Origin of the sequence: Terrabacter aeriphilus (assembly GCF_039542985.1) — a bacterium.
In the GTDB taxonomy this organism is placed as follows: Bacteria; Actinomycetota; Actinomycetes; order Actinomycetales; family Dermatophilaceae; genus Terrabacter; species Terrabacter aeriphilus.
This window is the reverse complement of the sequence record NZ_BAABIW010000019.1, coordinates 33,820-44,201: the sequence shown is the minus strand read 5'-3', so window position 1 is coordinate 44,201 and position 10,382 is coordinate 33,820. Positions and strand designations below refer to the sequence as shown.

General features: G+C 70.2%; 6 protein-coding genes. All 6 read right to left on the bottom strand.

Annotated features, from left to right (window positions below):
• Positions 1-62: 62 nt before the first annotated feature.
• The 6 genes from ABD979_RS15435 to ABD979_RS15410 all read right to left on the bottom strand — a co-directional run bounded on the left by ABD979_RS15435 (position 63) and on the right by ABD979_RS15410 (position 10,141).
• Positions 63-1,961, bottom strand: a complete 1,899-nt coding sequence (locus ABD979_RS15435; protein ID WP_345508386.1) for a potassium transporter Kup — start codon at positions 1,959-1,961, stop codon at positions 63-65.
• Between the two features lie 69 nt (positions 1,962-2,030).
• Entirely contained in the window at positions 2,031-3,248 is a 1,218-nt protein-coding gene (locus ABD979_RS15430) for an MFS transporter (RefSeq protein ID WP_345508385.1), read from the bottom strand.
• A complete protein-coding gene (narI, locus tag ABD979_RS15425) occupies positions 3,245-4,003 on the bottom strand; it encodes a respiratory nitrate reductase subunit gamma (RefSeq protein ID WP_345508384.1) in 759 nt (252 codons plus the stop codon). The genes ABD979_RS15430 and narI overlap by 4 nt, the downstream gene beginning before the upstream one ends.
• Complete coding sequence (gene narJ / locus ABD979_RS15420) at positions 4,000-4,686, bottom strand: nitrate reductase molybdenum cofactor assembly chaperone (RefSeq protein ID WP_345508383.1); 687 nt, start codon at positions 4,684-4,686, stop codon at positions 4,000-4,002. The genes narI and narJ overlap by 4 nt, the downstream gene beginning before the upstream one ends.
• The gene (gene narH, locus ABD979_RS15415; protein ID WP_345508382.1) at positions 4,683-6,374 is read right to left on the bottom strand and encodes a nitrate reductase subunit beta; all 1,692 of its coding nucleotides are present in this window, start codon (positions 6,372-6,374) and stop codon (positions 4,683-4,685) included. Before narH ends, narJ begins: the two co-directional genes overlap by 4 nt.
• The gene (locus tag ABD979_RS15410; protein ID WP_345508381.1) at positions 6,374-10,141 is read right to left on the bottom strand and encodes a nitrate reductase subunit alpha; all 3,768 of its coding nucleotides are present in this window, start codon (positions 10,139-10,141) and stop codon (positions 6,374-6,376) included. The genes narH and ABD979_RS15410 overlap by 1 nt, the downstream gene beginning before the upstream one ends.
• Between the last annotated feature and the right edge of the window lie 241 nt (positions 10,142-10,382).

Genomic DNA, 10,382 nt, shown 5'->3' with positions numbered 1-10,382 from the left:
TCACCCGGAGGTTCTCCTCATCGTCAACGCCTACGTGTCACCAACGTCCAGGCCGAGTACACCTAGAGCACCACCGCCGCACCCATGGCCACGGTGCGGTCCTCGGGCAGCCGGAAGTACTGGGTGGGGGACGCGGCGTTGTGCGCGAGGCCGAGGAAGAGGCGCTTGCGCCAGGCCCCCATCTCGGCGCCGGGCCCGCGCTGGAGCGTGATGCGCGAGAGGAAGTAGTAGGCGGTGTCGGGGTCGACGTCGATGATCCCGAGGTCGCGCGCCACCCCGAGCGCCCGCGGCACGTCCTGGTCCTCCTGGAACCCGAAGCGCAGCGTCAGGTGGGTGATTGCGTCGTAGGGGTCACCGAGGTGGTCGAGCACGACGCGTTCCTCGTCGGCCACGAAGGGCACGTTCTCGGCGCTCGTGCTGACGACGAGCACCGTCTCGTGGATGACGTGGTTGAACATCGCGTTCTCGCGCAGGGCCAAGGGGGTCGAGTGCTTGTCGGGGTGGAGGAAGACCGCCGTGCCGGGCACCTTGGTGACGGGGTCCTCGTGCAGCCAGTCGACGAACGGCTCGAGCGGGCCCTCCATCTCCGAGCGCCGCTGCGTCACGAGCGTGCGGCCGCGCTGCCACGTCAGCATGACCGTCGCGACGAGCAGGGCGATGAGCACGGGCAGCCAGCCGCCGTGGAAGAGCTTGGTGACGTTCGCGCCGAAGTACGTCAGCTCGAGCAGCGCCAGCGGCACGCCGAGGGCGAGCAGCCGTCCACGGCTCCAGCCCCACGCGCTCTGGGCGTAGATGAGGAAGAGGGTCGTCGTGATGAGGAACGTCCCCGTCACGGCGAGGCCGTATGCCGTGGCGAGCCGTTCGGAGGACTGGAACGTCACGAGCAGCAGCACGACCCCGACGAAGAGGCTCCAGTTGACCGCCGGCACGTAGATCTGGCCGCGCTCCTGCTTCGAGGTGTGCAGCACCGTGAGCCGCGGCAGGTAGCCGAGCCGCTCGGCCTGGCGCGAGACGGAGTAGGCGCCCGAGATGACGGCCTGGGAGGCGATGACGGTCGCGATGGTCGCGAGCACGACGAGCGGCAGGCGCAGCGCCTCGGGAGCCAGCCGGAAGAACGGGCTCTCGGCGGCCGCCGGGTCCTCGAGGATGAGCGCACCCTGCCCGAGGTAGTTGAGCGTCAGGGCGGGGAAGACGACGACGAACCACGCGCGGCGGATCGGGCCGCGCCCGAAGTGGCCCATGTCGGCATACAGCGCCTCGGCGCCGGTGATCGAGAGCACGACCGCACCCATCGCGACGAAGGCGACGAACGGGTGCTGCACGACGAAGGCGACGGCGTGGTGCGGTGACAGGCCGGTGATGATCGCGGGGTCGCGCACGACCTGGCCGAGGCCGAGCACGGCGAGCACGACGAACCACAGCGCCATGACGGGGCCGAAGAGCCGGCCGACGACGGCGGTGCCGAAGCGCTGGGTCGCGAAGAGCGCCGTGATGATGACCGCCCCGATCGGCACGACGAGGTGCGCGAGCGAGGGGGCGCCGACCGAGAGTCCCTCGATGGCCGACATGACCGAGATCGCGGGCGTGATGACGCTGTCGCCGTAGAAGAGCGAGGCGCCGAGCACGCCGAGCAGCATGACGAGCCCGAACCGCCGCCCGTGCGGGCGCACCGCGGTGCGGGCGAGCGCGGCGAGGGCCATGACGCCGCCCTCGCCGTCGTTGTCGGCGCGGAGGATGAAGACGACGTACTTGACCGACACGACGAGCGTGATCGACCAGAAGACGAGGGAGATGACGCCGTAGACGTCGTCGGGCGTCGCCGCCACCGTGTTGTGGTCGATGGAGAAGACGGTCTGGAGGGCGTAGAGCGGCGAGGTGCCGATGTCGCCGAAGACGACGCCGAGGGCCCCGAGGGCGAGGGTCGCCGCGCCCCGCCGGGCGCCGGTCGTTGGATGGTCCACGAGCCGACATCCTCCCAGTCCGCGCCCACCGCCTGTGACCGGGTGGGTCGCGGCGGCGTCAAGATCGCGTCAAGGTGCCTTGGACCGGATGCCGAGCTGCGAGAAGGCGAGGGCGGCGACGGCCACCACCGTGAGCAGCACGAGCCCGACGCCGTATGCCGGCAGCACCCTCTCGTACGTCGCGCCGAGCACCAGCGGGGGGAAGTAGCCGCCGAGGCCGCCCGCGGCCCCGACGAGCCCGGTCACGCTGCCGACCCGCTCGGGCGGCGCAGCCCTGGCCACCCACGCGAAGACCCCGCCGGTGCCGAGTCCGAGGAAGAAGGCCATCGCGACGAATGCCGCGCCGGCCGGCAGCTCGAGCGGAGGACGGAAGGCGAGCACCACGGCGAGGACGGCTGTGCCCGCGAGTGAGACGCCGAGCACCGCCCGCGGCCCGACGCGGTCGCTGAGCACGCCGCCGATCGGGCGCGCGACGACGGCGGCGATGGCGAAGCCCGCGGTCCGGGTGCCGGCCGCGGTGAGGTCGAAGGCGTAGACGTCCTTGAGGTAGGTCGGCAGGTAGGTCGAGAAGGCGACGAACCCGCCGAACGCCACGGCGTAGAGGAACGACATCTGCCAGGTGATGGGCAGCCGCAGCGCCGCGCGCAGCTTCGGCACGACGGGGTCGGTGTTCGGCGACCACAGCGGCGAGTTGCGCATGGCGACCCAGCAGATCGCCGCCGTGACGACGAGGGCGGCGGCGAGGATCACGTGCGTCGCCGTGTAGCCGAACCACGTGACGAACCGGGGCGTGAAGAAGGCCGACAGCGCCGTGCCGCCCATGCCGGCGCCGAAGAGGCCGGTGGCGAAGCCGCGCCGGTCGGCCGTGAACCACGCGTTGACGAAGGGGATGCCCACGGCGAAGGTCGTGCCGGCGATGCCGAGGAAGAAGCCGAAGACGAGCAGCAGGGTGTAGGACCGCGCGTTGCCGGCCACCGCGACGAGCAGCACGAAGGGCACGCTGAGGAGGGTGAGCACCGGGAACATGACGCGTCCGCCGAGGCGGTCGGTGAGCGCGCCCGCGAGGATGCGGCCCACGGAGCCCACGAGCACGGGCGTGGCGACGAGGAGCGCCTTCTGGCTGCTCGTCAGGCCGAGCTGCTCGGTGTAGCGCACCCCGAGGGGGCCGATGATGTTCCACGCCCAGAAGGTCACGGTGAACGCGAAGAGGGCGAGGGCGAGGTTGCGGCCCTGCCCCGAGAGGTCCAGGGTGGTGGCCGGCGTGGTCGGTGCCGCCGTGCGACTCATCGGGTCTCCTCGTGCTGCTCGCGGTCCGGGGTCCCGACGCTGCTCCAGCCCGGTCGGGCCGAACGGGCGCCGGTCGTCCCGCGGTCGCGGGAGCGGTAGACGATGTAGGGGCGGAAGAGGTAGTGCACGGGCGCGGTGAACGCGTGCACCAGGCGGGTGAACGGCCAGAGGGCGAAGAGCAGCATGCCGACGAAGGCGTGCACGTGGAACTGGACCGGCGCCCCCGCCATGGCTGCGACGTCGGGGCGCAGCAGCAGCACCGAGCGGAACCACGGCGAGACGGTCTCGCGGTAGTTGTGCGCCTCGCTGCCTGCGCCCACGCTGACGAGGGTCGTCCAGAGGCCGAGGACGATGGCGGCGACGAGCAGGACGTACATCAGCTTGTCGTTCTTCGTCGTCGCCATGAAGACCGGCCCGGTCGTGCGGCGCCGGTAGACGAGGATGAGGATCCCGACGAGCGTGCAGACGCCCGCGAGTCCGCCGAAGAGCAGTGCGTTGAAGTGGTACAGCCCCTCGCTGACACCGACGGCCTCGGTCCACGACTCGGGGATGACGAGTCCGCCGACGTGACCGACGAGGACGAGCAGGATGCCGAAGTGGAAGAGGGGGGAGCCGATCCGCAGCAGGCGCGACTCGTAGAGCTGGGACGAGCGGGTCGTCCAGCCGAACTTGTCGTACCGATAGCGCCAGACCGTTCCGCCGACGAGGCTCGCGATGCAGAGGTAGGGCAGGACGCCCCAGAGGAAGGTGCTCACAAGGCCACTCCCGTCGGCGCACCGGACGAGACCGGTTGCAGCGGAAGGAGTCTCGGGTCGTAGGGCTCGAGCCCGACCGACTCCGTCGGGTGCGGCCCGCTCAGGCCGACCATTTCCATGACCGCGGCGCGGTCGGGTGGCGACTCCCCGGGAAGGGTCGCGCACACGGCGACGACCGCGGCGGCATACGGACTCTTGTTCTCCTGCAGGGCGATCCGCAGCAGCTCCAGGCTGGCGCGGTACTCCTGCAGCAGCGCCACGCCGGTGGCGGCGTCCACGCGTGCCGCGAACTCGAGCACCATCGGGAGGTAGTCGGGCAGCTCTCCGTGCGTGTCCACGACGGCTCCACTGCTGCGGTATGCCGTCTTGAACCGTCCCAGCACCTCGCCGCGTCGGCGGGTGTCGCCGTCGGTCCAGTACGACAGGTAGAGGGCGTGCTTGCGGCTCAGGTCGAAGGTGTCGACGTAGGTCTGCTGGAGGTCAGGCAGGTCGGTTTGGCCGAGGTGGGCGACGAGACCCGCCAAGCCGGTGACGAAGGCCGAGTCGCCGCGCTCCGCCAGGGCATCGCGCATCGAGGGGAGGTCGGCGACGAGCTCGGCGGAGGGGTAGTCGAGGCATCGCCCGGCCACGAGGTGCACGACGCGGTCGTCCCGTGCTGCCGCCCGACGGCGCAGGCCGATCACGGTGCGTCCCCGCCCGGACGGCCGGGGAAGAGCCCCGGGGGAGCGCCGTTGCCGTCCCAGTTGAGCAGGTTGACCCGACCCGTCAAGGAGCCGGACTCGGTCGTGGCCATGGCCGAGTCGGACGTCTGCCGCTGCTTGAGGGCGTTGAACGTCTCGACGGCCACCGGCGCAGGTCGTCCGCTCGCCTCGCCGAAGGGGCCCGACTCGTACATCCCCGGACCCTCGTCGAAGTCGAGCGAGCAGCCGATCTCCTCGAGCTCGTGGGCGCGCTCGACGTGGGCGGTCGGGATGACATAGCGATCGGCGTACTTCGCGATCGCCATGAGGCGATACATCTCGTAGAGCGACTCCTCGCTCATGCCGACGGCCTCCGGGATCGCGGGGTCACCGTCGCGGCCGAGCGACACGTCGCGCATGTAGGCCCGCATCGCTGCCAGTTTCTGCAGCACGCCGGTGATGATGTCGCTCCGGCCGGCGGTGAAGAGCTCGGCGAGGTAGTCGACCGGGATGCGTAGCGCGTCGATCGCGCCGAAGAGCACGGTGCGATCCTCGGCGTCGTGACCCTGCGACGACAGCACGTCGACGATCGGCGAGAGGGGTGGGACGTACCAGACCATCGGCATCGTGCGGTACTCCGGGTGGAGCGGGAGAGCCACCCGGTAGGTCTTGGCGAGCGCGTAGACGGGCGAGCGCCGCGCCGCATCCATCCAGTCGTCGGGGATGCCGTCGCGGCGGGCCGCGGCGACGACCTCAGGGTCCTCGGGGTCGAGCAGGAGGTCGAGCTGAGCCTCGTAGAGGTCGCCCTCCTGCGGGGTGGCGGCGGCCGCCGTGACCCGGTCGGCGTCGTAGAGGAAGAGCCCGAGGTAGCGCAGTCTCCCGACGCACGTCTCGGAGCAGACCGTCGGCAGGCCCACCTCGACGCGGGGGTAGCAGAAGGTGCACTTCTCGGCCTTGCCGCTCTTGTGGTTGAAGTAGATCTTCTTGTACGGGCACCCGGTGATGCACTGCCGCCAGCCTCGGCACCGGTCCTGGTCGACGAGGACGATGCCGTCCTCCTCGCGCTTGTAGATCGCGCCGGACGGGCACGAGGCCATGCACGACGGGTTGAGGCAGTGCTCGCAGATGCGCGGGAGGTAGAACATGAAGGTCTTCTCGAGCTCGAAGCGGACCTTCTCCTCCGACTCGCGGCGCACCGAGGCGTTGAGCTTGGCGACGATGGGGTCGAGATGGCCCATCTCGCTCGCGCCGCCGAGGTTGTCGTCCCAGTTGGCCGACCACGTGATCTTCGTGTTCTCACCGGTGATGAGCGACTTGGGCCGGGCGACCGGGAAGTCGTCACCGAGGGGTGCCTCGATGAGGGTCTGGTAGTCGTAGGTCCACGGCTCGTAGTAGTCGGCGAGCTGGGGCTGCACGGGGCTCGCGAAGATGCCGAGCAGCTTCTGGACCCGGCCGCCCGCCTTGAGCTTGAGGCTGCCGCGGCGGGTGAGGGTCCAGCCGCCCTTCCACGTCTCCTGGTCCTCGTAGCGGCGCGGATACCCCTGTCCCGGGCGCGTCTCGACGTTGTTGAACCAGACGTACTCGGTGCCCGCGCGGTTGGTCCACGCCTGCTTGCAGGTGACCGAGCACGTGTGGCACCCGATGCACTTGTCGAGGTTCATCACCATGCCCATCTGGGCCATGACACGCATCAGTACGTCACCTCCTGCGCGCGCTTGCGCACCGTCGAGACCATGTCGCGTTGGTTGCCCGTCGGCCCGAGGTAGTTGAACGTGTAGGACAGCTGGGCGTAGCCGCCGATGAGGTGGGTCGGCTTGACGAGGAGCCGGGTCACCGAGTTGTGGATGCCACCGCGGCGACCGGTCGCCTCCGACTTCGGAACGTCGATCGTGCGCTCCTGCGCGTGGTGGACGTAGACGACGCCCTCCGGCATGCGGGGGCTGACGATCGCCCTGCCGACGAGCACGCCGTTGGTGTTGAGGCATTCGACCCAGTCGTTGTCCAGAACGTCGATGGAGCCGGCGTCCTGCGGGCTCATCCACACCGTCGGGCCGCCGCGTGAGAGCGAGAGCATGAGCAGGTTGTCCTGGTACTCCGAGTGGATCGACCACTTCGAGTGCGGCGTCAGGTAGCGGACGGTCACCTGCTTCGACCCGTCGGGCCCCAGCTTCGGCTCGCCGAAGAGGCGGTGCATGTCGAGGGGTGGGCGGTAGATCGGCAGCGCCTCGCCGAGGTCCTGCATCCAGTCGTGGTCGAGGTAGAAGTGCATGCGACCGGTGAGGGTGTGGAAAGGCTTGAGCCGCTCGATGTTGACGGTGAAGGGGGCGTACCGGCGGCCACCGGTCTCGGAGCCCGACCACTCGGGCGAGGTGATGACCGCGACCGGCGCGCTCTGCGTGTCGGCGAAGGTGACGTGCTTCTCCTCCGACCCCTCCGCGAGGTCGGCGAGCTTCTTGCCGACCCGCTCCTCGAGGGTGCGGAAGCCCTGCACCGCGAGGCGGCCGTTCGTCGTGCCGGAGAAGGTGAGGATCGCCTCCGCCATCTTCTCGTCGGTGTCGATCGCCGGCCGGCCGTCACCGGCGCCGCCGAGCATGACGCCGTTCGTGGCGGCGAGCCGCGCCACCTCCTCCTCGACCCGATAGGTGACGTTCTTGACGGTGAAGCCGAGGCTGTCGGCGAGGGGGCCCACGGTGGCGAGCTTCTCGCTGATCGCGGTGTAGTCGCGCTCGACGACCTGGAAGACGGGCATCGTCCTGCCCGGCGTGCCGGGCTGACCCGTGGCCCGCCAGTCGACCGCGCGCCCGCCCGGCTGAGCAGTCTCCCCGGGTGTGTCGTGCATGAGCGGCACGCTGACGAGGTCCTTGCGCACCCCGAGGTGGGTGCGCGCGAGTTCCGACAGCTTCTCGGCGAGCAGGTGGAAGAGCTCGAAATCGCTCTTCGCCTCCCAGGGCGGGTCGATGGCCGGCGTGAACGCGTGCACGAACGGGTGCATGTCGGTGGAGCTGAGGTCGTGCTTCTCGTACCACGTCGCCGCGGGCAGCACGATGTCGGAGAGCAACGTCGTCGACGTCATGCGGAAGTCGGCCGAGAGGAGCAGGTCGAGCTTCCCCTCGGGCGCCTCGTCATGCCACTTCACCTCGGAGGGCCTCGGTGCGTTGGGGTTCTCGCTGCCCATGACGTTGTGGTGGGTGCCGAGCAGGTTGCGCAGGAAGTACTCGTTGCCCTTGGCGGAGGAGCCCATGAGGTTGCTGCGCCAGAGGACGAGGGTGCGCGGCCAGTTCTCCGGGGCGTCGACGTCCTCGATGGCCGAGGTGAGCGAGCCGTCGTGCAGGGCGCCGGCGACGTATGCCGCGGGGCTGGCCGCGGTGCCAGCGTCGACGGCGGCCTGCGCATCCTCGGCCACCTGCAGCGGGTTGGCGCCGAACTGCGGGTAGAACGGCATCCACCCCATCCGAGCGGACTGCGCGATGGTGTCGGCCGTGTGCTTGCCGGCCAGATGGCCTCTGGCCAGAGGCGAGTTCAGCGAGTCGGCGGAGTAGCCGTCGTTGCGCCACTGGTCGGTGTGCATGTACCAGTACGACGTGCCGGTCATGGTGCGCGGGGGGCGGCCCCAGTCGAGCGCGTTCGCGAGGGAGATCCAGCCGGTGATCGGCCGGCACTTCTCCTGCCCGACGTAGTGCGCCCAACCACCACCGTTGCGGCCCATGCACCCGGTGAGCACCAGCAGCGACAGGATCGCGCGGTAGGTGGCGTCGCCGTGGAACCACTGGCAGATGCCGGCGCCCATGATGATCATCGAGCGACCCTGCGACTGCTCGGAGTTCGTTGCGAACTCCCGCGCGACGCGGATGCACTGCTCGGCGGGGACGCCAGTGATCTCGGCCTGCCAGGCGGGCGTGTAGGGGGCTGTCACGTCGTCGTAGCCGTTGGGCCAGCTGCCCGGCAGGCCCTGCCGCGAGACGCCGTACTGGGCGAGCATGAGGTCGTAGACGGTCGTGACGAGGTGGCCGCCGACCCGGCGGGCGGGCACGCCGCGGCGCAGCACCGACCCGGTGCCGTCGGGTTCGACGAAGGCCGGCAGGAGCACCTCGACGTTCTCGACCGTGGCGCCCTCGGCACCGTCACCGGCCATCGTCAACGCGGGCCTGACGCCCTCGAGGTCGAGGTTCCACCGACCCTTGCCGGAGTCGGCGTAGCGGAAGCCCATCGAGCCGTTCGGCACGACCGGCTCACCAGTGGCGCGGTCGAGGAGAACCGTCTTCCAGGCGTCCTCGTCGGGGACGACGGCTCCCGAGTCGGCGAGGTCGGCGGCCGTGAGGAACTTGCCGGCCACGAGGGCTGCGCTGCCGGCGTCACCCGATGCCGCGGCATACGCCTTGTCGGGCGGGTCGAGGCGGACGAGGAAGGGAAGGTCGCTGTAGGTGCGGACGTAGTCGGTGAAGAAGTCGACCTCACGGTCGACGAAGAACTCCTTGAGGAGCACGTGGCCCATCGCCATGGCGAGCGCGGCGTCGGTCCCCGCCTGGGCCGGCATCCACTCGTCGGCGAACTTCGTGTTGTCGGCGTAGTCGGGGCTGACGGTGACGACCTTCGTGCCGCGGTAGCGCACCTCGGCCATCCAGTGCGCGTCGGGCGTGCGGGTCACGGGGACGTTGGACCCCCACATCATGAGGTAGGTCGCGTCCCACCAGTCGCCCGACTCGGGCACGTCCGTCTGGTCGCCGAAGACCTGGGGGCTCGCGACGGGCAGGTCGGCGTACCAGTCGTAGAAGCTCGTCATGACGCCGCCGATGAGCTGGATGAAGCGTGTGCCGACGCAGTGCGAGACCATCGACATGGCGGGGATCGGCGAGAAGCCGGCGACCCGGTCGGGGCCGTACTCCTTGATGGTGTGCACGTGCGCCGCGGCGGCGATCTCGACGGCCTCGCCCCACGACGCGCGCACGAGCCCGCCCTTGCCGCGAGCGCTCTGGTAGCGGCGTCGCTTGTCGGGATCGGTCGTGATCTCGTGCCAGGCCGCCACGGGATCGCCGAGCCGCGTCCTGGCCTCGCGGTACATCTCGAGCAGCACGCCGCGCACGTACGGGTAGCGCACCCGGGTGGGGGAGTAGGTGTACCAGGAGAACGCGGCACCGCGCGGACAACCGCGAGGCTCGTACTCGGGTCGGTCGGGGCCGACCGAGGGGTAGTCGGTCTGCTGCGTCTCCCACGTGATGATCCCGTCCTTGACGTAGACCTTCCACGAGCACGAGCCGGTGCAGTTGACCCCGTGGGTCGAGCGCACGACCTTGTCGTGGCTCCAGCGGTCGCGGTAGAAGACGTCACCGGCGCGCCCACCCGAGCGGTAGACGGCCCGCCCGTCGTCGGACTCCTCCCAGCGGGTGAAGAAGCGGCCGGCGCGCAGGAGCGCGGCCGACGCGGGCCCGTCGAGCGCTGGCGTGGGTCGTGCGGCGGTCACGAGTGCACCTCTCGTCGGTGGCGGTGGAGCGCAGCCGATCAAGGGTCGAGACGCATCGTGCGAAGTGCCCTTTCGAGAGTCCTCCAAATGCTGCGTCACCGTCATCGTCTCCCCGCCGGACGGAGTTCGGAGGACGGTGGCCCTCGCGCCTCACAGTAGCGAGTCCGACCGCCCAGCGGGCCGACTCGCGCTCATCGGCCTCGTCTCCAGGAGGTCGCCCGCTGGAGCGCGGCTCGTTCGA

Coding starts and splice junctions, on each gene's coding strand:
- ABD979_RS15430 (WP_345508385.1), bottom strand. CDS start 3,248: ATGAGTCGCACGGCGGCACCGACCACGCCGGCCACCACCCTGGACCTC.
- narH (WP_345508382.1), bottom strand. CDS start 6,374: ATGCGTGTCATGGCCCAGATGGGCATGGTGATGAACCTCGACAAGTGC.